Annotated in this window: 22 protein-coding genes; 11 read left to right on the top strand and 11 right to left on the bottom strand. The window is 71.8% G+C overall.

The genetic code is table 11. The features are described 5' to 3' along the window. Positions 1 to 55: 55 nt before the first annotated feature. On the top strand, positions 56 to 901 hold the full coding sequence (locus IE244_RS13260; protein ID WP_191873717.1) for a helix-turn-helix transcriptional regulator: 846 nt from the start codon (positions 56 to 58) through the stop codon (positions 899 to 901). Positions 902 to 1,275: 374 nt separating this feature from the next. Here IE244_RS13260 and IE244_RS13255 read toward each other — a convergent pair whose 3' ends face one another. Next, complete coding sequence (locus tag IE244_RS13255; protein ID WP_031173031.1) at positions 1,276 to 2,664, bottom strand: cystathionine beta-synthase; 1,389 nt, start codon at positions 2,662 to 2,664, stop codon at positions 1,276 to 1,278. A 159-nt stretch (positions 2,665 to 2,823) separates the two neighbouring features. Here IE244_RS13255 and IE244_RS13250 point away from each other — a divergent pair, with 159 nt between their 5' ends. The 3 genes from IE244_RS13250 (at position 2,824) to IE244_RS13240 (ending at position 6,336) form a co-directional block, all read left to right on the top strand. Next, entirely contained in the window at positions 2,824 to 3,843 is a 1,020-nt protein-coding gene (locus tag IE244_RS13250) for an SGNH/GDSL hydrolase family protein (RefSeq protein ID WP_191873678.1), read from the top strand. Between the two features lie 209 nt (positions 3,844 to 4,052). Beyond that, positions 4,053 to 5,270, top strand: a complete 1,218-nt coding sequence (locus tag IE244_RS13245) for an acetyl-CoA C-acetyltransferase (protein WP_191873677.1) — start codon at positions 4,053 to 4,055, stop codon at positions 5,268 to 5,270. 283 nt (positions 5,271 to 5,553) lie between these two features. Beyond that, positions 5,554 to 6,336, top strand: coding sequence for a hypothetical protein (locus IE244_RS13240; protein ID WP_191873676.1), 783 nt, complete (start codon positions 5,554 to 5,556; stop codon positions 6,334 to 6,336). Positions 6,337 to 6,343: 7 nt separating this feature from the next. Here IE244_RS13240 and IE244_RS13235 read toward each other — a convergent pair whose 3' ends face one another. Further along, positions 6,344 to 6,655, bottom strand: coding sequence for a hypothetical protein (locus IE244_RS13235; RefSeq protein ID WP_229854075.1), 312 nt, complete (start codon positions 6,653 to 6,655; stop codon positions 6,344 to 6,346). 99 nt (positions 6,656 to 6,754) lie between these two features. Here IE244_RS13235 and IE244_RS13230 point away from each other — a divergent pair, with 99 nt between their 5' ends. Continuing rightward, complete coding sequence (locus IE244_RS13230; protein ID WP_031173022.1) at positions 6,755 to 6,985, top strand: DUF4287 domain-containing protein; 231 nt, start codon at positions 6,755 to 6,757, stop codon at positions 6,983 to 6,985. Positions 6,986 to 7,040: 55 nt separating this feature from the next. On the opposite strand, the gene IE244_RS13225 is transcribed toward IE244_RS13230, so the two are convergent. From IE244_RS13225 to IE244_RS13200, 6 genes are all read right to left on the bottom strand, one after another. Next, a complete protein-coding gene (locus tag IE244_RS13225; protein ID WP_191873674.1) occupies positions 7,041 to 7,901 on the bottom strand; it encodes a Bax inhibitor-1/YccA family protein in 861 nt (286 codons plus the stop codon). Positions 7,902 to 8,070: 169 nt separating this feature from the next. After that, positions 8,071 to 9,246 (bottom strand): 4-hydroxybenzoate 3-monooxygenase, encoded by a 1,176-nt coding sequence (locus tag IE244_RS13220; RefSeq protein ID WP_191873673.1) that lies wholly within the window; start codon positions 9,244 to 9,246, stop codon positions 8,071 to 8,073. 182 nt (positions 9,247 to 9,428) lie between these two features. Next, on the bottom strand, positions 9,429 to 10,103 hold the full coding sequence (locus IE244_RS13215) for a hypothetical protein (RefSeq protein WP_191873672.1): 675 nt from the start codon (positions 10,101 to 10,103) through the stop codon (positions 9,429 to 9,431). A gap of 58 nt (positions 10,104 to 10,161) precedes the next feature. Beyond that, positions 10,162 to 12,081: a zinc metalloprotease gene (locus tag IE244_RS13210; RefSeq protein ID WP_191873671.1), complete on the bottom strand. Its 1,920-nt coding sequence runs from the start codon at positions 12,079 to 12,081 to the stop codon at positions 10,162 to 10,164. Positions 12,082 to 12,182: 101 nt separating this feature from the next. Next, the gene (locus IE244_RS13205) at positions 12,183 to 12,401 is read right to left on the bottom strand and encodes a hypothetical protein (protein WP_191873669.1); all 219 of its coding nucleotides are present in this window, start codon (positions 12,399 to 12,401) and stop codon (positions 12,183 to 12,185) included. A gap of 45 nt (positions 12,402 to 12,446) precedes the next feature. Continuing rightward, positions 12,447 to 12,662, bottom strand: coding sequence for a hypothetical protein (locus IE244_RS13200; RefSeq protein WP_031173011.1), 216 nt, complete (start codon positions 12,660 to 12,662; stop codon positions 12,447 to 12,449). Positions 12,663 to 12,895: 233 nt separating this feature from the next. Here IE244_RS13200 and IE244_RS13195 point away from each other — a divergent pair, with 233 nt between their 5' ends. From IE244_RS13195 to IE244_RS13185, 3 genes are all read left to right on the top strand, one after another. Continuing rightward, positions 12,896 to 13,303, top strand: coding sequence for a helix-turn-helix domain-containing protein (locus tag IE244_RS13195; protein WP_191873667.1), 408 nt, complete (start codon positions 12,896 to 12,898; stop codon positions 13,301 to 13,303). Positions 13,304 to 13,442: 139 nt separating this feature from the next. Then, positions 13,443 to 13,694: a hypothetical protein gene (locus tag IE244_RS13190; RefSeq protein ID WP_229854074.1), complete on the top strand. Its 252-nt coding sequence runs from the start codon at positions 13,443 to 13,445 to the stop codon at positions 13,692 to 13,694. Positions 13,695 to 13,907: 213 nt separating this feature from the next. Next, complete coding sequence (locus IE244_RS13185; RefSeq protein WP_191873665.1) at positions 13,908 to 15,944, top strand: carbamoyltransferase C-terminal domain-containing protein; 2,037 nt, start codon at positions 13,908 to 13,910, stop codon at positions 15,942 to 15,944. A gap of 184 nt (positions 15,945 to 16,128) precedes the next feature. Here IE244_RS13185 and IE244_RS13180 read toward each other — a convergent pair whose 3' ends face one another. From IE244_RS13180 to IE244_RS13170, 3 genes are read right to left on the bottom strand one after another with little or no spacing between them, the layout of a single operon-like run. Beyond that, positions 16,129 to 16,314, bottom strand: a complete 186-nt coding sequence (locus IE244_RS13180; RefSeq protein ID WP_031173002.1) for a hypothetical protein — start codon at positions 16,312 to 16,314, stop codon at positions 16,129 to 16,131. Then, positions 16,311 to 17,180: a class I SAM-dependent methyltransferase gene (locus IE244_RS13175; protein WP_191873663.1), complete on the bottom strand. Its 870-nt coding sequence runs from the start codon at positions 17,178 to 17,180 to the stop codon at positions 16,311 to 16,313. Before IE244_RS13175 ends, IE244_RS13180 begins: the two co-directional genes overlap by 4 nt. Beyond that, positions 17,177 to 18,517, bottom strand: coding sequence for a cytochrome P450 (locus tag IE244_RS13170; RefSeq protein ID WP_191873661.1), 1,341 nt, complete (start codon positions 18,515 to 18,517; stop codon positions 17,177 to 17,179). The genes IE244_RS13175 and IE244_RS13170 overlap by 4 nt, the downstream gene beginning before the upstream one ends. A 298-nt stretch (positions 18,518 to 18,815) precedes the next feature. On the opposite strand from IE244_RS13170, the gene IE244_RS13165 reads away from it, so the two are divergent. Genes IE244_RS13165 through IE244_RS13155 form a run of 3 tightly spaced genes read left to right on the top strand, consistent with a single transcriptional unit; the run spans position 18,816 to position 21,075 of the window. Beyond that, on the top strand, positions 18,816 to 19,184 hold the full coding sequence (locus IE244_RS13165) for a hypothetical protein (protein WP_229854073.1): 369 nt from the start codon (positions 18,816 to 18,818) through the stop codon (positions 19,182 to 19,184). Positions 19,185 to 19,222: 38 nt separating this feature from the next. Continuing rightward, positions 19,223 to 20,182, top strand: a complete 960-nt coding sequence (locus tag IE244_RS13160; RefSeq protein WP_191873659.1) for an ABC transporter ATP-binding protein — start codon at positions 19,223 to 19,225, stop codon at positions 20,180 to 20,182. Then, positions 20,179 to 21,075, top strand: coding sequence for an ABC transporter permease (locus tag IE244_RS13155; RefSeq protein WP_229854072.1), 897 nt, complete (start codon positions 20,179 to 20,181; stop codon positions 21,073 to 21,075). The genes IE244_RS13160 and IE244_RS13155 overlap by 4 nt, the downstream gene beginning before the upstream one ends. Positions 21,076 to 21,110 lie beyond the last annotated feature (35 nt).

The following is a 21,110-nucleotide window of genomic DNA, read 5'->3' as shown; positions in this document are numbered from 1 at the left end:
GTACCAGGACGGCGTCCGCCCCCTCCCCTACGATCGAGGGATGGACGGGGACTGGCTGGAAGGGGAAGTCGGCGACTTCCTGCGCTCGCGACGTGCACGGATCCAGCCCGAGGAGGTGGGGCTGGCCAGCCATGGGCGGCGCCGCGTGCCGGGGCTGCGCCGTGAGGAGGTGGCCCAGCTCGCGGGGGTCAGCGTCGACTACTACATCCGGCTGGAACAGGGCCGGGGTCCGAGCGTGAGCGACGCCGTGCTGGACGCGGTCGCGCGGGTGCTGCGGCTGGACGAGACCGAGCAGGCGTATCTGCGGACGGTGGCGCGTCCCCGCCGGCGGCGCAGGGAACAGCAGCCCGCGTCCGCGGCGCGGGTCCGCCCCGGCGTCCGGCTCCTGCTGGACAGCATGGAGCGCAGCCCGGCGTTCGTGCTGGGCCCCCGGATGGACGTGCTCGCGTGGAACGCCCTCGGCGACGCGGTGAACGGCTTCAGCCGGCTGGCACCGGCCGAGCGGAACGTCCCCCGGGTGGTCTTCCTGGACCCGGCCGGCCGGGACCTCTACCCCGAGTGGCACGCGGTCGCCGCCCAGACGGTGGCCCATCTGCGCGTCAACGCGGGCCGGTACGCCGACGACCCCGAGCTGTGCGCCCTGGTCGGCGAACTCTCCGTGAAGAGCGAGGACTTCCGCCGGATGTGGGCGGACCACGAGGTCAGGGAGTGCGCGTACGGCGTGAAGAAGATCCGGCACCCGGTGGCGGGCCTGCTGACGCTGCCGTACGAGACCCTGACGATGCCGACGGCCCCGGACCAGACGATCGTGGCGTACACCCCGGAGCCGGGGTCGGAGACGGCGGAACGGCTCGCGCTGCTGGGGAGCTGGAGAGCGACCACGGCCGCAACCGGCCCTTGAGGAACCACGACGGCGATCAACCGGTCCGCGAGAGCGGCGCCGGTTCAGGCGCGGGAAGGAATGCGCGGGGACCGCCGCACCCCCGTTGCCGGGGGGCGGGACGACGGCGGTCCCCGCGAGGGACGCGGGCCGGGTCAGGGCCTGGCGTGCGCGTCCGTGGCGTCCTTGGAGGTCCGGGAGCCGCTCCGGAGTTCCTTGGCGCCGTTCGGCGCCGGCCGGGGAGGGGAGCCGCTCCCTCCCTGCCGACACCCCTTAATCTGCCGGACGCGTGTTAAGCGGGTGCTGCGCGCACGTGACACGCTCGTACCACTTCCGCGAACCCCGCCCCGCCTCAAGTTTCCCCGGTGAACGAGCCGTTCACCGGGGGTTCGCCGCTACTTCCCGCCCTTGGCCAGGAAGGCCAGCAGGTCCTGCCGGCTGACCACGCCGGTCGGCTTGCCCTCGACCAGGACGATCGCCGCGTCGGCCGAGCCGAGCACGGACATCAGGTCGCCGACCGGCTCGCCGGAGCCGACCTGGGGCAGCGGGGCGGACATGTGCTTCTCCAGCGGGTCCTCCAGCGAGGCACGCTTGCTGAACAGGGCGTCCAGCAGTTCCCGTTCCACCACGGAGCCGACGACCTCGGCGGCCATCACGTCCGGGTGGCCGGCGCCCGGCTTGACGACCGGCATCTGCGAGACGCCGTACTCGCGCAGCACCTCGATGGCCTGGCCGACGGTCTCCTCCGGGTGCATGTGCACGAGGGAGGGGATGGTGGCGCCCGCCTTGTCGTTCAGGACGTCGGCGACGCGGGCGCTCGGTCCCTCGTCCTCCAGGAAGCCGTAGTCGGCCATCCACTCGTCGTTGAAGATCTTGCTGAGGTAGCCGCGCCCGCTGTCCGGGAGCAGCACGACCACGACGTCGTCCGGTCCGAGCCGCTCGGCGACCTCCAGCGCGGCCACGACGGCCATGCCGCAGGAGCCACCGACGAGCAGGCCCTCCTCCTTGGCCAGGCGGCGGGTCATCTGGAAGGCGTCCTTGTCGGACACGGCGACGATCTCGTCGGCGACGGTGCGGTCGTAGGCGGTCGGCCAGAAGTCCTCACCGACGCCCTCGATCAGGTACGGCCGGCCGGAGCCGCCGGAGTACACCGAGCCCTCCGGGTCGGCGCCGATGACCTTCACCTTGCCGTCGCTGGCGTCCTTCAGGTAGCGGCCGGTGCCGGAGATGGTGCCGCCGGTGCCGACGCCCGCCACGAAGTGGGTGATCTTCCCCTCGGTCTGCTCCCACAGCTCGGGGCCGGTGGAGTGGTAGTGCGAGAGCGGGTTGTTGGGGTTGGAGTACTGGTCCGGCTTCCAGGCCCCCGGGGTCTCCCGCACGAGGCGGTCGGAGACGTTGTAGTAGGAGTCCGGGTGCTCGGGGTCCACGGCGGTCGGGCAGACGACCACTTCCGCGCCGTACGCGCGCAGCACGTTGATCTTGTCGGTGCTCACCTTGTCGGGGCACACGAAGATGCACTTGTAGCCCTTCTGCTGGGCCACGATCGCCAGCCCCACACCGGTGTTGCCACTGGTGGGCTCGACGATGGTGCCGCCCGGCTTCAGCTCCCCGCTCTGCTCGGCGGCCTCGATCATGCGCAGGGCGATGCGGTCCTTCACCGATCCGCCGGGGTTGAAGTACTCCACCTTGGCCAGGACTGTCGCCTGGATGCCCTGGGTCACGTTGTTGAGCCGCACCAGCGGGGTGTTGCCGACGAGGCTGATCATCGAGTCGTGGAAGTGCACCGTTGTCTCCGGTCGCTGCAAAAGAAGTGTTCGTAGTGGTGTCGCCAGCCTAAGGCCAGGTGTGTGGCCGTGGCGGTCGTTCACTCCCCGTTGAGATTGACGCACGGCCTGTACGGGGCAAGGAGTGGATGTACGGCTATGAGGAGGTGGCGGCGACGCATGACGAGCATGTCGAGGGCGAGAGTGGCCCGCCGCATCGCGGCCGGAGCGGCGTACGGCGGTGGCGGGGTCGGGCTGGTCGGCGCGGCCGCCGTCGGTCTGCTGCTGGCGGAGGCGCATCTGGCGCGACGGCACGTGGGCAACGGCAGCGGCGGCCGCGTCCCGGTGGCCGACGGCGTCTACGGCCACGCGTACGACATCCCCGGCGAACCGCCCCTGCGCCTGACCATGCTCGGCGACTCCACGGCCGCCGGCCAGGGCGTGCACCGCTCGGGCCAGACGCCGGGCGCGCTGCTGGCCTCCGGGCTGGCGGCGGTGGCGGAACGCCCGGTGGAACTGCGGAACGTCGCCCTGCCGGGCGCCCAGTCCGACGACCTGGACCGTCAGGTGGGTCTGGTCCTGTCGTCCTCGGTCCCCGTCCCCGACGTCTGCGTGATCATGATCGGCGCGAACGACGTGACCCGCCGGATGCCGCCCACCCGTTCGGTACGGCACCTGTCGGCGGCGGTACGACGGCTGCGCACGGCCGGTGCGGAGGTGGTGGTCGGCACATGCCCCGACCTCGGCACCATCGAGCCGGTGCAGCAGCCGCTGCGCTGGCTGGCCCGGCGGGCCTCCCGGCAGCTGGCGGCGGCGCAGACGATCGGCGTGGTGGAGCAGGGCGGACGCACGGTGTCGCTGGGGGACCTGCTGGGTCCGGAGTTCGAGGCGAACCCGCGGGAGCTGTTCGGGCCGGACAACTACCACCCCTCGGCCGAGGGGTACGCGACCGCGGCCATGGCGGTGCTGCCCACGGTGTGCGCGGCGCTGGGCCTGTGGCCGGCGGAGGAGGAACGGCCGGACGTCTCCCGTCGCGAGGGCTTCCTGCCGGTCGCCCGCGCCGCGGCCGAGGCGGCGTCGGAGGCCGGTACGGAGGTCACGGCGGCGATGCCGACGGGACCGCGGGGGCCGTGGGCGCTGCTCAAGCGGAGGCGGCGGCGCCGGGTGCCGGAAGCAGAGCCCGCACGTCCCTCGGTGTGACCCCCTGGGGCTCCGGCCCCGGAGCCGCGCACCCCTGGGGACTCCGCCCCAGGGCCCGCTCGGGGCGAGGCACGGGACAGGTCACCAAGCAAGCGCTTAGTAAATTGCGGTACGAGTCACACGGCGACACCCGTGACCTGGGCCATACGGGGCGGTAACTTCCCAACCGGCCCTGCTCGAAAAGCAAACCCCGTCCAGATGGAGCCGTGATGCCCGAAGCCGTCATCGTCTCGACCGCCCGCTCCCCCATCGGCCGCGCCGTCAAGGGCTCCCTGAAGGACCTGCGCCCCGACGACCTGACCGCCACGATCATCCAGGCAGCGCTCGCCAAGGTCCCGGAGCTCGACCCCAGGGACATCGACGACCTGATGCTCGGCTGCGGTCTGCCCGGCGGCGAGCAGGGCCACAACCTCGGCCGGATCGTCGCCGTACAGATGGGCATGGACCACCTGCCGGGCTGCACGATCACCCGCTACTGCTCCTCGTCCCTGCAGACCTCCCGCATGGCCCTGCACGCCATCAAGGCCGGCGAGGGCGACGTCTTCATCTCGGCCGGTGTCGAGACGGTCTCCCGCTACGCCCACGGCAGCTCCGACATGCCCGGCACGCACAACCCGCTGTTCGCCGAGGCCGAGGCCCGCACCGTGGCCACCGCCCAGTCGACCGGCTCCACCTGGCACGACCCGCGCGAGGACGGCCTGCTGCCCGACCCCTACATCGCGATGGGCCAGACCGCCGAGAACCTGGCCCGCTCCAGGGGCATCACCCGCGAGGAGCTGGACGAGTTCGGCGTCCGCTCGCAGAACCTCGCCGAGCAGGCCATCAAGAACGGCTTCTGGGAGCGCGAGATCACCCCGGTCACGCTGCCGGACGGCACGGTCGTCAGCAAGGACGACGGCCCGCGCGCCGGTGTCACCCTGGAGGGCGTCGCCGGCCTGAAGCCGGTCTTCCGCCCGGACGGGCTCGTCACCGCCGGCAACTGCTGCCCGCTCAACGACGGCGCCGCGGCCGTCGTCATCATGTCCGACACCAAGGCCCGCGAGCTGGGCCTGACGCCGCTGGCCCGGATCGTGTCCACCGGCGTCTCCGGCCTCTCCCCGGAGATCATGGGCCTCGGCCCGGTCGAGGCGAGCCGGCAGGCGCTGCGGCGGGCCGGTCTGACCATCGACGACATCGACCTGGTCGAGATCAACGAGGCCTTCGCCGCCCAGGTGATCCCCTCCTACCGGGACCTCGGCATCGACATCGACAAGCTGAACGTCAACGGCGGTGCCATCGCGGTCGGCCACCCCTTCGGCATGACCGGCGCCCGCATCACCGGCACGCTCATCAACTCCCTGCAGTGGCACGACAAGCAGTTCGGCCTGGAGACGATGTGCGTCGGCGGCGGTCAGGGCATGGCGATGGTCATCGAGCGCCTCAGCTGACACACCGTCCGTAGCGGACCAGGTACGTCACGTCAGGATTCGGCCCGGAACCGAGGAAGCCCCAAGGTTCTGGGCCTTTCCGTGATCCAATCTCACCCAGGATGTGACCTATCTCGCTCGCCGGACACATCGGTGCAGGTCAGCGCAGGTCAGCGCGGTACGCAACCCCGACACGAAGCCAAAGTCCTGTCCGTTTCGTGACGTTACGCACTGACAGCTGCATAGTCCGCCCTTCAAGCTGATGTAGGAAGTCGGGGGTCGACTTTGAACCGGGAGTACGTCAGTGAGCGCCATGCCGATCGCCCTGCTGCTCACCACGGCCGCCACCGGCGCCGTGGGCGTCGCCGTCCTGCGCACCGTTCTGAAGCTGCGCCGCCAGCTCGGTGAGCTGCAGGCCCAGCTCGCGCAGAACCAGTCAGCAGCCATGCGCGCGCTGCTGCCGCACGCCCGCAGCCACTCCGACGCCGAGGAGATACGCGCCGCCGTGGCCGAGGCGCTCGCCGAGGAGCGGGAGCGGGAGCTGGCCGAGGCACGCGCCTTCTGGGCCGCCCAGGAGGCCCGTGACGCCTCCGAGACGCCCACGCTGCTCGGCCTGCCCGAGGCCGACCTGTTCATGCCCCGGCAGAGCGACTTCGTCGGCCTGGAGCCCGTGTCCGAGCCGACCGTCGACAGCGACGAGTTCGCCGGGGAGTCCCCGGAGCTGGCCGCGGCCCGCCGCCGCCACCCCTCGCACCCCGACTTCGTCCCGGTGCAGTCGCCGGCGGTGAACGACCACGAGCGCACCGTGACCACGCTGGAGCAGCTGGCCGCCAAACACGTCGAGCTCTCCGACGTCCGCCCGGGCCCGCTGGGCACCCTCGACGTCTACGTCTTCGCCGACGGCACCACGCTGTGCATGACCCCGGGCCATCGCGAGACCGCCGAACGCCTGGCGAACGCCGTGGCGGCGGGCGAGGCCCCGTACCTGCTGGGCGGCTCCGGCATCTCCGGCGCCTACACCCTCACCTTCGCCTGCGGCGAGGACATGGTCTACATCCTGGCCGACAGGGTCATCGCGTCCCTGTAACGGCTGCTCAGACCCCCGCCCTCCCCCGCGCCTCCTCGACCACCCGCACCGCTTCGGCGACTTCGTCGTCGCTGCGCAGCACCAGCGCCAAGTCGTGCGCGGCGACGAGGATTTGATCAGCGGCGGCGAACATCCCCGCGTCCGGCATCTCCCGGGGCTCACTCCCCGGCTCCTCGACAGCCTGCGCCCGCCGGGCGAGTTCCCTGGCCAGCGCCAGGGCCTCGGCCGCGGCGCCCCGCTGGAGCCGGCTCTGCGGCGCCGCGCGCAGGCGGTCGGCGAAGTGATCCACTGCTTGCGTCAAGGGCGTCGTATCAACCACGCGCCGAGCGTAACGTGCCGCACTGTTGCCAATACGCGAACGCTCAGGCACGGTGACGTGAAGGACCGGCTTACATCCCCTTTGCGTTCGGAGGCGCCGATGTCCCAGCTCTTCTCGGAGGAGACCCACCGTAATCTGCTCGCCCGCATCCCCCATTGCACCGGCCGTGAAGTCTCCGACTGGCTGCGCACCGTAGAAGAAGGCCCCGCCCTGTTCCGCTTCGAGGAGAAGGTCAGCTGGCTCCGGCACGAGTACGACCTCGCGTACGGCCACGCGAAGGCGATCATCCACGAGTACGACCTGAGGAGGGCGGCGCGCAAGCTGCTCTAGACGGCGAAGGGCCCCGGAGCGGAACTCCGGGGCCCTCGCACGAGCGGTACGTGCGCTAGTCGTTGTTGGTGAAGATCGCCACCAGCCGCAGCATCTCCAGGTAGATCCAGACCAGGGTCACCGTGAGACCGAACGCGGCCAGCCAGGACTCGTTGCGCGGGGCGCCGTAGGCGATGCCGTCCTCGATCTGCTTGAAGTCGAGGGTCAGGAAGAACGCGCCGAGCAGGATCGCGACGATGCCGACGAGCGCGCCGAGCGGGCCGAAGCTGCGCAGCCCGCCGTCCGCGGCCACGCCGAACGCGACCAGCAGCAGGTTGACCGCCATGACCACCAGGAACGCCATGGCGATGGCGATACCGATGCGGGCGTAGCGGGCGGTGACGCGGATCCAGCCGGCCTTGTAGACCAGCAGGGTCGCGGCCGAGACCGCCATGGTGCCGAGCACCGCCTGGAACGGGGCGCCGCTCCAGCGGCTGTTGTACATCTCGCTGATGACCCCGAGGAAGACGCCCTCGAAGGCGGCGTACCCGAGGATCAGCGCGGGGGACGGGGTGCGCCTGAAGTTCTGGACCATCGCCAGGACGAACGCGACGATCGCGGACCCGACGGCCAGGCCGTAGCTGGTCGTCGTGACCGGCAGCAGCGCCCAGGCGAGGACGGCGCCGACGACGACGGTGCCGAGCGTGATGGCCGAGCGGACGACGACGTCGTCCATGGTCATCCGGTCGGTGGTGGCCGGGGCCTGCGGCGGGGCGCCGTAGGGGGCACCCGACTGGGTGTACGGGTTCTGGGCGTACGGGTTCTGCGCGTACGGGTTGCCCTGTGCGTACCCGGCCTGCGGTGCGGTGTTGAAGCCGGCGTAGCCGTTGTCGCGGCTGAACCCCCGTCGCGAGAAGACCGGGTTACTGCTCCTCATTTCACTCCTCCATGGCTACCTTGCGCAGCCTTGGCTCAAGAGTAACGGATTGGCAAAGGACCGATCGTGATACCTGAGGAGGATCTTTCCCCTGCCGTGCTGCGCAACACGGTACGTCGGCCGGTGATTCCCGGCCACGGCTGATCGCATTCCCTGACGAACCTGCGACCTAACCGAGAGGAAACCCGGTGTACGCCTCGGCCAGGTCGGTCTCGGCCGCGCGGGAGGAGGCGATCCGCTCCAGCCGGGCCCGCTGGAGGCGGGCGTCCAAGGGGGTGCCGTCCGGGGCCGGGTGGAGCATCGTCGTCATGTCGCAGGAGAACCGCTCGGCCTGCCAGACGCGGCGCAGACAGGTCGCGGAGTAGGTGCCGAGGAGGTCCGGGGAGCCGGTCCGCCTCTCGTGGACCAAGGCGCGGGCGAGGGTGACGACGTCACCGACGGCGAGGTTCAGCCCCTTGGCGCCGGTCGGCGGGACGATGTGCGCGGCGTCGCCGGCGAGGAAGAGCCGGCCGTGGCGCATCGGCTCGTGGACGAAGGAGCGCATGGGGGTGACCGACTTCTGGGTGATGGGGCCGCGCTCCAGCCGCCAGTCGTCGTCGGTCTCCAGGCGCCGCCCGAGCTCCGTCCAGATCGCGTCGTCGGGCCACTCGGCGGTGTCCGTGCCGGGGGGCACCTGGAGGTAGAGGCGGGAGACCGACGGGGAGCGCATGGAGAGCAGGGCGAAGCCGCGCTCGTGGCGGGCGTAGACGAGTTCGCCGTGCGAGGGCGGGACGTCGGCGAGGACGCCGAGCCAGGCGTAGGGGTACGTCCGCTCGAACACGCGGGACAGCGCGGCCGGGAAGGCCCGCCGGGCCACGCCCCAGAAGCCGTCGCAGCCGACGGCGTAGTCGCACTCCAGCACGTCCTCGCGGCCCTGGTGCCGGAACGGGATGCGCGGCCGGTCGCCGGCCGCGCCCTCCACCGCCAGCGCCTCCGCCTCGAACAGCAGCGGCCCGCCCTCCTTCAGCTGCAGGGCGATCAGGTCCTTGCAGACCTCCGTCTGGGCGTACACCATCACCGAGCGGCCGCCGGTCAGGGCGGGAAGGTCGACGCGGTGGCGGCGCCGGTCGAAGCGCAGTTCGATGCCGTCGTGCCGCAGGCCCTCCCGGTCCATCCGCTCCCCGGCCCCGGCGGCCCGCAGCACGTCGGCCGTGCCCTGCTCCAGGATCCCGGCGCGCTGCCGGTGCTCGACGTGGCCGCGGTCGCGGCTCTCCAGGACCACGGAGTCGATGCCGGCGCGGTGCAGCAGCCGGGCGAGCAGCAGTCCGGCCGGTCCCGCGCCGATGATCCCGACGGTGGTACGCATCCGGTCCGCCCCTTCGGGTCGACTCCACGGTGTCCGAGCACGTCCCACCGCGCCGGGGTTCGTCTGGTGAAATTTCTTTCACCATCACGCGGGCACCGAGTCTCCGCCGGGGGCATTCCGATGTCAACGGGGCGCAGCGCGCCCCCGCAGGGGTGCGCTGCGCCCCTGCGGGTGCGCGGCGGTCAGTGGCCCGGCCAGCCGTCCAGGTGCCGGTGCAGGGTGACGGTGGGCTCCGCGTCCGCCTTCGGCGCGTGGGCGACGGCGTCCCGCAGGACCGTGCTCACCTCCCCCGCCAGGCCGTCCACCCGCGCCTTCAGCTCGGCCGCGGGCAGCGTGGAGCGGGTGAGCGCGTCCAGCCGCTGGTGGATGTCGTCGAGGTGCTGCCGGGTGGCGGCGTCGAGGCCGAAGGCGGTGGGCGTGGAGACGACGAACTGGTAGGCGCCGGCCAGGGTCTGGCAGCCGGTGCACTCCTTGTTCGCGGCGTCGCTGTAGTTGGAGGCGTTCAGATGCGTGTGCTCGCCCGCGACCGTGACGATCTGGAAGGACAGTGCGACCGACCGGCAGTGGTCGTCGGCCGAGCAGCCGGCGGAGACGGCGTTGGCCTGGTTGCGCACGCCCGCCGCGTCGGCGGTGCCGAACTGGCGGACGGTGAAGGAGTCCTGGGTGCGGGTGTGGTGGGCCCGGTCGGCGTGGGTGAAGACGTGGTCGGACGCGTAGGCCGCGTGCGCCGCGCCGGTCGCCGCCTGGGCCGGCACGGCGGTGGCCACACCGGCGAAGCCGGCGGCGAGAAGGCCGACCCGCAGGGCCTGCCGGGTCAGGGGGTGGTTGCTGGAGCGTGCCTTGCGGTGGCTGCTCATGGAATCTCCTGTGAGGTCACGAGTGTCATGGGGCTCCCTCCGGGGAGCGGACGGGCCGTCAGGACGACGCCGGCGCGGGCGAGTCGCCGGACGGCGGGGGCGACGGACTGGTGGTCGCCGTGGCGGGCACGCTCTCCGACGGGGTCGGCGAGGCGGGCGGGGTCGGGTCCGCACTGGTGGGCGGCGGGGCCGGGTTCCCGGTGGAGCCACCGGACGAGGATTCCGGGGACCGGGTGCCGGTCGGCTCGGCCGGCGCCGGGCCCGACGCCGTGGACACCGGCGCGGCGGCGGACGCGCTTGCCGGGGCCGCCGGCGAGGCGCCGTGCCCCGGCACCGACGCGGAGGCCCCCGGCACCGCCGACGGCGAGGCGGAGGTGCCGCCGCCGGTGCCGTACGTGCCGTGGCTGCCGGGGGACGGCGTCGAGGCCTGCCTGGGCGCGGGCTCCTCGGTCGGCACGCCGGGCTGCAGGATCGGTGCGATCGGGGGCTTCTTCGGCAGCGGCTTCGGCGTCGCGCCGGACACCCAGGCGTAGGAGAGCCCGGTCAGTGCGGCGAGGACGAGCACGCACAGCGCGAGGCGCAGCCCGGGGCGTTCGGCGGTGGCGCGTTTCGCGGCCCGGAACAGCCGGCCGCCGATCTTCACGGAGAGGTAGACGACACCGGCCATCGGGCACAGCAGCATCACGCTGCCGATCACCCCGACGAGCCCGGCGACGAGCTGACCGTGCGCGAACGCGCCGGCGGTGCCGAGGAGTTGCTCGGTCAGCGAGCGGACCATCGTGGTGAGGATCCGCGGCAGGTTCCACAGCGCGTAGCTCATCTCGCCGACGATCAGCGGCACCATGGTGAGCACCCAGGCGGCCACGATGGTGCGCGCGGACCTCTTCAGCCCGGCGACCTCGGTCCGCGCCACCCGGCCCTTCGCGCCCGGCAGCAGGGACAGCAGGATCGGCTTGATCTTGCCGTAGAGGTCCGGCACTCCGGCGAGGTCGCCGAGGATGTAGTAGCCGTCCAGGCGGACGGCCGGCATCAGCTGCTCCAGGATCTCGAAGTGCCCGAGGTAGACGGCGGCCAGGAAGAACTGCGCCCCGGTGGCGAAGTACGCCCCGGCCATGGCGAGCATGAAGACGACGTTGAAGTAGACGCCGCCGAGGTCGGTGCGGAGCCGGCCGGCGCGGGAGATCCGGTAGACGTCGGTGACGTCGGTGTACATCGACGGCCAGATGAGGAACAGCCCGCAGCCGATGCAGCCGGGCCGGGCGCCGCCGTAGCGGCAGGCGGAGGCGTGGCCGAACTCGTGGAAGACGAGCGAGGCCACGGTGAGGACGAAGACGACGAGGATCAGCACCGGCTGGTCCAGCACCTCCAGCACCGGCTCGATCGCCCCGAAGAAGCCGAACAGCCAGACGTCCAGGGCGACCGCCGAGAACAGCACGGCGGCGACCACGGCCGGCCGGTGCAGCCACGCCAGGGCGCCGGCGATCCGTGCCGTACGGCGCTCGTCGAAGATCACCCGGTGGCCCTTGAGGGCGAGCAGCAGGTCGGAGCGCGGGGCGTCGACCTCGTCGTCCTCCTGGCCCTCGGGCACCGTCACGCCGAGCGGCTGGAGCTTGTTCTCCAGCAGGTAGCGGACGTTCTCACCGCTGACCTCGCGGCCGTAGCGGGCGCTGACCCGGTGGGCGATCGTGTCGGCGTCGCGCATGCCGTCGACGGACGACGCCACCAGGTACAGCAGCCGTGACAGCTGGACGACCTGCCCGTCCCCCCGACGGGCGATGTACTTGGGTTCGGTGAAGCCCGAGCCCTGGTACTCGCCGTGCAGCTGCAGCCCCGCGCTGAGCCGCGGTGCCGGTCGTGCCGGTGTGGCGACGGTCGGCAGGCTGCCCGTCGTCACCTGCTCGTACGTCACCGGCCAGCCCCCGGGCCCGGGTACCGGGCCGGTGTCGTAGAGCGCGGGCCCGTCCCCGAGCACCGTCATATGTGGTCTCCCCCCACGTGCTGCCGTTTCCCCCCCGGCAATCCCGCGGGGGCGGACCGCCCCGCACGCCCGTAAGCGGTCCGCCCCCGCGGTCGTCGTCGCTACTGCGTGACGGTGATCGTCTGCTGGGCGGCCGACTCGGCGTCCGACCACGAGGAGTGGTCGTTCAGGGCGGCCGACTCGTTGTGGGCGCTGATGTTCGCGACGTGCTTGGTGACGTTGACCGTCTTGCCGAAGCTGAACTTCAGCCGTCCGAGCGCCTCACGGCCCGGCAGCAGATCCGCGGCCTCAGCGTCCAGCTCGCGCATGTCCATGCTCATGGTGGTGTTCCTTTCGTGGTGTGTCGGTCGGGTGGTGCGCGGGCGTTACTGGGTGACGCTGATGCTCTGGGAGGCGCCGGAGTCGGCCACGGACCACGAGGAGTGGTCGTTCAGGGCGGCCGACTCGTTGTGGGCGCTGATGTTCGCGACGTGCTTGGTGACGTTGACCGTCTTGCCGAAGCTGAACTTCAGCCGTCCGAGTGCCTCACGGCCGGGCAGCAGCTCCGCGGACTCGGCTTCGAGCTCATGAGCGTTCAACATGGGTCGATTCCCCCTCGGGAAACAGGCGGTTCCGGTCGGAGAGAGTCAGGTTCCCCCCGGACTCTGTCCAACTTGGTCGGACGGACTGTCCAACGAGATTGGACACTAGGCCCTCGCGGTGCCGCTCCGCAACCCGTTCGGTGAATCACCCTTTCGGCGGCCCGGCTACCCGCCCGTAGAATCGGCGCCGACAGGGACGGTCCGGTCGAGCGGCGAGCAGGAAGTGGACTTCGGTGGCCAACGCACTGCAGCAGTTGATCCGTGAGCGTCTCGACCGCCAGGGCTGGTCCTACGGCGACGTGGCGCGGCGCGGCGGCGTACCCCGCTCCACCGTCCACCACCTGGCCACCACCGACCGGGTCGTCCGCATGCCCCAGGCGACCACGCTGGAAGGCCTGGCGAAGGGACTCCAGCTGCCGCTCGACACCGTGCGCCGCGCCGCGGCCGAGGCCTGCGGCATCCATGTCTACGGCGCCCCGGCCGGCCAGGAGGGCGACCGCACCGCCACCCGGGCCGCCGACCCGGAGGTGGACCTGCTCATCGCCAGCGTGCAGCAGCTGTCGGCGGAGGACCGCCGGCACGTCGCCGCCCTGGTCGAGTCCCTGCTGGGCCGCTCCGCGGGGCCGGCACCGGAGAAGTAACCCGGCCGGCCGCGACAGAGCCCGCGCCGGAAAAATTGCAACTGCGCCCGAATGGACCGAGATCCCCCGCTAGTCTCTCGTCCTGCCCGAGGAGCGACAGCCGCACGACCCCGGGCTCCTTGGGGGGAACGTGTTGTTCGTGCATGGCGGGCCGGCCACCGCGGTGGTACGGGGCCCCGCCGGTGAATCGGTCGTCCTGCTCTCCGGCGAGCTGCCGCAGGTGCTCACCGAGGACGCGGTGAGCGCGCTGCTGGACCTCGCCGCCGCGATCCTGGACGCGGACGAGCTGAAGCTGTTCCACACCTGTCTGCGCACCCTGCGCACCGACGGCCTCCGAGCGGGCCGGCGCATCGAGGTGGACGGCGCGGTACTGACCCTGTACGAGGGGTGATCAGCACCGTACGTACACGCCGCGAACACCCCCGGACCACGCGCCGCACGGCGCCGTATGCGTAGCCCTCGATCGCCCCCGGTACGTACCGGAAAGCCGTATCCACGCACCGGATTTCAGTATGTACCGCCCATTCCCGCGCATGATTCAATGGCCGCATTGTCGTATTTTCCCAATCCTTCGGCATTCGGCGGACAGAAAGAGGAATTCGCGGTGGACACCGGCGCAGCGGACGCAACGGAATACTTCCTCTCCTGCTATCTGACGCCACCCGGACCCGGCGCGGTGTTCTCCGTGCGGCACGACCAGAATGTCGCGCTGTGGGAGCGGCGCGGCGACGCGGTCTCGCTGCGGCGGGTGTGGGAACTGGAGCGCGTCAGCGGCCAGAAGCACCATTTCTGGCCGCTCTACACGCCGGAGCGCGCCGAGGCGTTCCTCGGCGGGCTGCTCGCCGACGAGGGCATCGGCCTGTCGGACCTCAGCGCCACCTGGGGGACGCCCGGTCTGCCGGGCGCCCGGCAGGTGCCGGTGCCCGAGGGCGCCGAGGACTTCCCGCTGCACAGCCTCGCCCACCTGTTCAGCGGGATCCTGCGGGACACCCGGGTCTTCCGCGAGGAGCAGATCGTCGGGCTCGCCATGGACGCGCTGCCGGACTACGTCCAGGAGCAGCGGCCCAACCCGTACTGGTACGCGGGCTGCGTCTCCCGTGCCGGAGACCTCCGGTTCGCGCCGGTGGAGTCTCCCGGACCGCTCTACACGGCCGCGGAGACGCTCTTCGGGCTGGAGCCGGGCTCGCTGATGGCGCTGGCCTCCGCCTCTCGTACCACCATCGACTTCGACGCCGAACGCGCCGTCAAGGAGCTCAGCCTCCACGGCGGTTCCGCGACCCAGCCGTGGAAGGGCGCCTTCGCGCTGGTCCGCGAGATCGTCGCCGAGGCGGAGCGTCAGCTGGCGGCCGTGCCGGACAGCGCGCTGGACAGCGCGCTCAGCCGTGAGGACAACCTGCGCAGCGCCGCGATGAAGGTGGTGCAGCGCTGCTCCGAGCTGGTCGCGGTGCGCAACGTCGAGCGGCTGCTGGAGCTCGGCGGGGTGCGTGCGCAGGAGAGCTATCTGGCCACCAGCGGCGGCTACGCGCTCAACTGCCCCACCAACACCCTGCTGATGGACCACTTCGGCTTCCGCGGCCTGCTCACCCCGCCCTGCGCCAACGACTCGGGGCAGGGCATCGGCCTCGGCCTGCTCGGCCTGTACGGAACAGGGGTGCTGGACCGCGCCGAACTGCGGATCGACACCGCGTACCACGGCCGCGACATCACCGACCTCGACGCGGCGCTGGAGGAGTTCGAGCCGTGGATCGCGTCGGTGTCGGACTTCTCCCCCGAGCAGTTCGCCGTGGACGTCAGCGGCTCCGTGGTCGCCTGGGCGGACGGGCCGGCCGAGCTCGGGCCGCGTGCCCTCGGGCACCGCAGCCTGCTCGGTGACCCGCGCTCCCTGGCCGTCAAGGACCTGCTGAACACGTACAAGCAGCGTCAGTGGTGGCGTCCCGTCGCCCCCGTGGTGCTGGCCGAGGAGGCCGGCGCCTGGTTCGCCTGCGACCGGGAGTCGCCGTACATGCTGGAAGCGGTCCAGGTGCGGCCCGAGGTCCGCGACCGGGTGCCCGCCGTGGTCCACCTGGACGGGTCGGCGCGGCACCAGACCCTCACCCGGGACGCCAACCCGCTGTTGCACCGGGCGCTGACCGCCTTCCACGCGGCGAGCGGTGTGCCCGTTCTCTGCAACACCTCGCTCAACGACAGGGGCGAGGCCGTCGTGGACACCGCCGCCGAAGCACTCACCTTCTGTGTCCGCAAGGGCGTGGCGGTGGCCTACATCAGCGGCCGGCGGATCGAGCTGCGGCCCGAACCGGTGCCGCCGGCGGCCGCCCCCACCCGGCCGCGGCCCCGGGAGCTGGCCTGGTTCACCGGTCAGGAGGCGGACCGGGACGCGCTGTGGCAGAGCTGGCTGGACGACGGCTACACGGTCGAGGGCATGTTCCTGCTGGCCCGCAGCCACGGGTTGCGTGCCGAGCAGGAGCTGTCGACCGTGGAGCGGGTCAATCTGCTGGCGGCCTACCGCGCGAAGGCCGACCCGTCCTTCGCGGGGCTGGTCGACAGCTTCCGCCGCACCCACGGACCCGGCGCCTCGTTCGACTCGCCGTCCACCCTGACCGGGGCCTTCGGCGTGATCAATCCGCTGCGGGCCGGGCGCTGAGGCGGCGGGCACAGCGGAACGGGGGGGAACAGGGGAACACATCGGTCCGGGCGGCGGCCCGGCGGCGTCATGGACGACCGCCGGGCCGCCGCCGTGTGCGCGGGTGCCGTACGGACAGGTGCCGTACACGCGCGTGCGCGGACGGCCGGCGCTCCTGGCCGGCCGCCCGCGCACGGGGTGGGGATCAGTAGCGCGGCTTGCGGGTCAGCGCCAGTCCGCCGAGCAGGAAGGCCACGCCTATCACTCCGGCGATGATCGCGGCCGTGGTCTGCGCGGGCTTGTGGGCGGCGTCCGTCACCGCGGTGACCAGTCCGGCCACCCCGCTGATGTAGCAGAAGATGGTGATGAAGATCTTGAGGTTGGGGTTCAACTCGGGGCTCCTTCTGTGCGGTGGTTCTTCCGGGGACCGCGGCCGGCCGGAGCGGTCGCGGCGACTGTGAAGCCGAGCAGCATCACCCAGGCCAGCGGGTCCGTCCGGAACCGCTTCCAGCGGTCCGCGGCCAGAGCCAGTTCGCGCAGTCCCAGGTCCCCGGAGGCGACCAGCGGTTCCAGCCGCTGGGGTCCGAGATGGGGGGCGAACGCCTCGGTGGGGTGGTCGGCGTTGGTGGTGGCGAAGGGCCGCAGCACCGGCCGGTCGAAGCCGGCCGAGGCGAGCAGCGCGGGCAGGCGTCGCACGATCGAGCGGTCCCCGCCGGCCGCCGCCTGGGCCGCGGCCATCCGGGCGTGCACACCGGCCAGTTCGGGATACGAGGGGTGGGCGGTCCCCCAGCACCCGTCGTCGACGTCGGTGACCGCGACGACTCCGCCGGGGCGCAGCACGCGCAGGACCTCCGTGAGCACCTGCTCGGGCCGTGCCACGTGCTGCAGGACGTAACGCAGCAGGACGAAGTCCACGCTGTGGTCGGGCAGCGGCAGGGCGGCCGCGTCGGCGACGATCAGCCGGTCGGCGGCACCCTCGGCGTGGGCGAGCAGCTCCGGGTCGATGTCCACGGCGATCAGCTCGGCCCCCGGCAGGGCGGCCCGGAGCCTGCGGGTGACCGCTCCCGGGCCCGCGCCCAGCTCCAGCACCGTCGCCGCGGTGTCGATGCCGAGGCCGCGCAGGACGTGCAGTTCCTCGGCGAAGGAGAGCTCGGCCTGTGCCTCCAGCCGGGCCAGTTCGCCGGACAGTCCGCCGCCGGTCGTGTGCGCCGGGTCGTAGGAGCCGCCGATCGCGGCGCCCCGGCTCGCGGCCGTCACCGGGGACTCGCGATCATCTGCATGCCGTGCCGGGGACGCAGGGTCACCAGCGCCTCCGGCTCGACCGGGAAGCCGGGGACCAGGCTCAGCCGCACCGACTGCGTCAGCATCGCCAGCACCAGCACCGCCTCCAGCATCGCCAGGTGCTGCCCGACGCAGATCCGGTCGCCGCCGCCGAAGGGCAGATAGAGGTGGCTGGGCAGGTCGGCGCCGTCGAAGCGGTCGGGCCGGAACGCCTCCGGGGCCTCCCAGTGGTCGGGGTGACGGTGCAGCACCCACTGGCTGACGCAGACCAGCGTGCCGGGGTCGACCCGGTAGCCGCCTATCTCGTCGGCGCCGACCGCGCGCCGGGAGATCAGCCACACCGGCGGGTAGAGCCGCATCGCCTCCATCACCGCGCGCCGGCAGACCGGCAGCCGGTTCAGGTCGGCGGCGGTGGGCGGACGGCCGCCGAGCACCCGGTCGGCCTCCTCACGGACCCGGGCGGCTTCCTCGGGATGACGGTCCAGCAGGTAGAGGGTCCAGGTCAGGGCCTTCGCCGTGGTCTCGTGCCCGGCCATGACGATGGTCAGCACCTGGTCCCGCAGGTCGGTGTCGGAGACCAGGTGGCTGCTGGACATCATCCGGTCCAGCAGCGTCGCCTCGTTCTCCGGCCCCGCGGGACCGCCCGCGCGGCGCGCCGCGATCAGGGTGCGGGTCACCGAGTCGAGGAAGAACCTGGCCTGCTGGAAGCCGCGTTGCCGCTGCGCGGTGTCCGCCGGGTCGGGGTCGGGATCGGGTACGTAGTGCCCGATACAGCGGTTGACGGCGTCGACCGCGCTGCCGAAACCCTCGCCGATGCCGTCGATGTCGGAGCCCAGGATGGCCCGGGTGAGGATGGTCAGGGTCAGCGCGGTCAGGTGGTGGTCGACCGCGAGCGGCGTGCCCGAGGCCATGGCGCCCTGCCAGCGCGCCAGCATCCGTTCGGTGGCTTCGGTGACGATGCCGTCGAAGGTCTTCACGGAGCTCGGGCGGAAGGCCGGCGCGGTGAGCCGGCGCTGCCGGGCCCAGTCCTCACCGTTGCTGGTGAGCAGACCGTTGCCGAGCAGCGGACGGAGCATCCGGTCGTCCGGCGTCTCCTCCTTGGTGTAGTTGGCGCCGTTGTCCTTCAGGACGTGCCGGGCCAGCTCGGGCTGGTTGAGCAGGTAGACGGTGTCGCCGTCGGCGTGGTGCCGGGTGACGTCCCCGTACTCGCGGGCCAGCCCCTCGATGAAGGCCAGCGGCGAACGCCGCATCAGTTCCAGGTCCACCTCCCCCGGCCCCGGCGGCAGTACGCCGGGCTGTGCATACGGACTCATGTCGAGGACCGTCCCCCTCTGCGGTCTGGCTCCGGCCGAATACGTACGCCGGATACGCAATCGAAACGGAGAATACGTACTCCGGGCCGCGCGATACGCATTCCCTACGTAATTGAATGCGTATTCACGGCTGCTTTCCGATGAAAATCTATCGCACCACGCTGACCTGCTCAATACTTACTCCCGGAGGCCGGAACTGAGGTCTTGGCATGCCTTTCCGTGGCATGCGAATCTCTAATTCGTCGGCAGGCGGAAACAACTGCCGGCCTAAGAATCCGGAATCCATCAAGGAGTTCGTATGGCTATGGACCAGAGGAAGCGGGCCGAGTTCGTCAACGGCTACACCCGCGCGCTCATCAGCGCCTGGTCGAGCGAGGAGTACGCGGCCCGGCTGCGTACCGACGCTCGTGCGGCGCTGGCCGAGGCCGGCCTGGAGCTGCCCGCCGAGGCGGAGATCGTCATCGTCACGACGGTCCCCGAGGGCGAGCACGAGGGCAACCTCGAGAAGCAGGTGGACCTCTACGAGGCGGGCCTGGAGACCGGCCGCTTCGAGTTCCACATCCCGGAGACCCCGCAGATCGACACCGCTGAGCTCAGCGAGGGCGACCTGTCGGACATCGCGGCCGGTGGCACGTCCTGCTGCTGCCCGTGCTCCTGCTGCACCTGATCGACCTGTTCCGCCACACCAGTTACTGAGGAGTCGTGGTGACAACCGCCGTCGGGGACAACCCCATCACCGTGCGCGGCCTTCGCAAGAGTTATGGCGACTGGCATGCCGTGCGCGGGCTGGATCTGGATGTCGAGCCGGGAGAGGTCTTCGCACTGCTGGGGCCGAACGGCGCCGGCAAGACGACGACCGTCGAGATCCTGGAGGGCATCCGCCGGCGCACCGACGGCGACGTGCGGGTCCTCGGCTGCGACCCGGCCGAGGACCGGCGCGAGTGGCGCGCCAGGATCGGGGTGGTCCCGCAGACCACCGGCGCCTACACCGATCTGACCGTACGTGAGGTGGTGGCCCACTTCGCGGCGTTCTACCCCCACCCGCTGCCGGTCGGCCAGGTCCTGGACATGGTGGGCCTCGGCAAGCACGCGAAGAAGCAGAGCACCGACCTCTCCGGCGGCCAGGCCCGCCGGCTCGATGTGGCCGTCGGTATCGTCGGCGACCCGGACCTGATCTTCCTCGACGAGCCCACCACCGGTCTCGACCCGGTGGCCCGGCGCGAGGCGTGGGACCTGGTCCGCTACTTCGCCGACCGCGGCCGCACCACGGTGCTCACCACGCACTACCTGGACGAGGCGGAGGCCCTGGCCCGCCGGGCGGCGGTGATCGTGGCCGGACAGGTGGTGCAGTGCGGGCCGATCGCCGAGCTGGGCGGGAGCGCCCGACCGCCCGCCACCGTCTCCTTCCGCATCCCGCCGGAACTGGCCGGACGGGGGCTGCCCCCGCTGCCGGACGGCGCCGAGGCCGAGGCGCCCACCGCCGACGGGCTGCAGCGCATCCACACCCACACCCCGACCGCCCTGCTCTCGGTGCTGCTGCCGTGGGCCCGCGAGGCGCGCGTCGGCGAACTGCCCGAACTGCGGGTGCACCGGCCCACCCTCGAAGAGATCTACCTCAACCTGATCGGCTCGTCCGCGGCGACCGAAGCGGAGGCCACCCGATGACTTTGACCGCTTCCTCCGGCACCGCGTCCTCCGGCGAGGCCGCCGGCACCAGGCCCCCCGGCCACGAGGCCGGGCACGCCCGGCGCTCGGTGCGGATGCCGGGCATGCTCAGGGCCGGTGCCGCACGCTCGTCCGTCGAGCTCAAGGCCTTCTTCCGCAACAAGCAGTCGCTGGTCTTCACGCTGATGTTCCCGGTGCTGCTGCTGCTGGTGTTCGGCTCGATCTTCAGCGGCAAGGTGGCCGGCACCGACACCGACCTCAAGCAGGTCTTCATGGCCGGGATCATCGCGGCCGGCGTCATGAGCACCGCGTTCTCCGGGCTGGCCATCAACGTCGCCATCGAACGCGACACCGGCACGGTCCGGCGGCTGGCCATGACGCCGATGCCCAAGTCCGCCTACTTCATCGGCAAGCTGTCGCGCGTCGTGGTGACCACCGTGCTGGAGACGGCACTGCTGCTGGGCATCGCCTGGGGCCTGTTCGGGCTGCCGATGCCGAGCAGCCCCGAGCGCTGGGCCACCCTGGGCTGGGACCTGGCGCTGGGCACCGTCGCCTGCGCGCTGATCGGCTGCGCGTACGCCGCGGCCATCCCGAACAGCCGCTCCGCGTCGGCGATCGTCACCCCCGTCTTCATGGTGCTGCAGTTCATCTCCGGGGTGTTCTTCCCCTTCAACCAGCTGCCGCACTGGATCCAGACGGTGGCCGCGTTCTTCCCGGTGAAGTGGATGGCGCAGGGATTCCGCTCGGTGTTCCTGCCGGACTCCTTCACCGCCGTGGAACCCGCCCACTCCTGGGAGCTGTCCCGGATCGCCCTGGTGCTCGGGCTCTGGGCCCTGGCAGGCCTGGTGCTGACCGCCATGACCTTCCGCTGGCGCGGCCCCAGGGTCCGCTGACCGATCGCAACACCCGCCGGGTCCGGCCGCATCCC

Origin of the sequence: Streptomyces filipinensis (assembly GCF_014649495.1) — a bacterium.
In the GTDB taxonomy this organism is placed as follows: domain Bacteria; phylum Actinomycetota; class Actinomycetes; order Streptomycetales; family Streptomycetaceae; genus Streptomyces; species Streptomyces filipinensis.
The sequence above is the reverse complement of the archived record's forward strand: the minus strand, read 5'-3'. Positions and strand labels throughout refer to the sequence as shown.

Excerpts from the sequence above, each read along its gene's own strand:
- IE244_RS13250 (WP_191873678.1), top strand. The coding sequence starts at position 2,824 with ATGACGAGCATGTCGAGGGCGAGAGTGGCCCGCCGCATCGCGGCCGGA.
- IE244_RS13245 (WP_191873677.1), top strand. The coding sequence starts at position 4,053 with ATGCCCGAAGCCGTCATCGTCTCGACCGCCCGCTCCCCCATCGGCCGC.
- IE244_RS13230 (WP_031173022.1), top strand. The coding sequence starts at position 6,755 with ATGTCCCAGCTCTTCTCGGAGGAGACCCACCGTAATCTGCTCGCCCGC.
- IE244_RS13225 (WP_191873674.1), bottom strand. The coding sequence starts at position 7,901 with ATGAGGAGCAGTAACCCGGTCTTCTCGCGACGGGGGTTCAGCCGCGAC.
- IE244_RS13220 (WP_191873673.1), bottom strand. The coding sequence starts at position 9,246 with ATGCGTACCACCGTCGGGATCATCGGCGCGGGACCGGCCGGACTGCTG.
- IE244_RS13215 (WP_191873672.1), bottom strand. The coding sequence starts at position 10,103 with ATGAGCAGCCACCGCAAGGCACGCTCCAGCAACCACCCCCTGACCCGG.
- IE244_RS13210 (WP_191873671.1), bottom strand. The coding sequence starts at position 12,081 with ATGACGGTGCTCGGGGACGGGCCCGCGCTCTACGACACCGGCCCGGTA.
- IE244_RS13205 (WP_191873669.1), bottom strand. The coding sequence starts at position 12,401 with ATGAGCATGGACATGCGCGAGCTGGACGCTGAGGCCGCGGATCTGCTG.
- IE244_RS13200 (WP_031173011.1), bottom strand. The coding sequence starts at position 12,662 with ATGTTGAACGCTCATGAGCTCGAAGCCGAGTCCGCGGAGCTGCTGCCC.
- IE244_RS13170 (WP_191873661.1), bottom strand. The coding sequence starts at position 18,517 with ATGAGTCCGTATGCACAGCCCGGCGTACTGCCGCCGGGGCCGGGGGAG.
- IE244_RS13165 (WP_229854073.1), top strand. The coding sequence starts at position 18,816 with ATGGCTATGGACCAGAGGAAGCGGGCCGAGTTCGTCAACGGCTACACC.
- IE244_RS13155 (WP_229854072.1), top strand. The coding sequence starts at position 20,179 with ATGACTTTGACCGCTTCCTCCGGCACCGCGTCCTCCGGCGAGGCCGCC.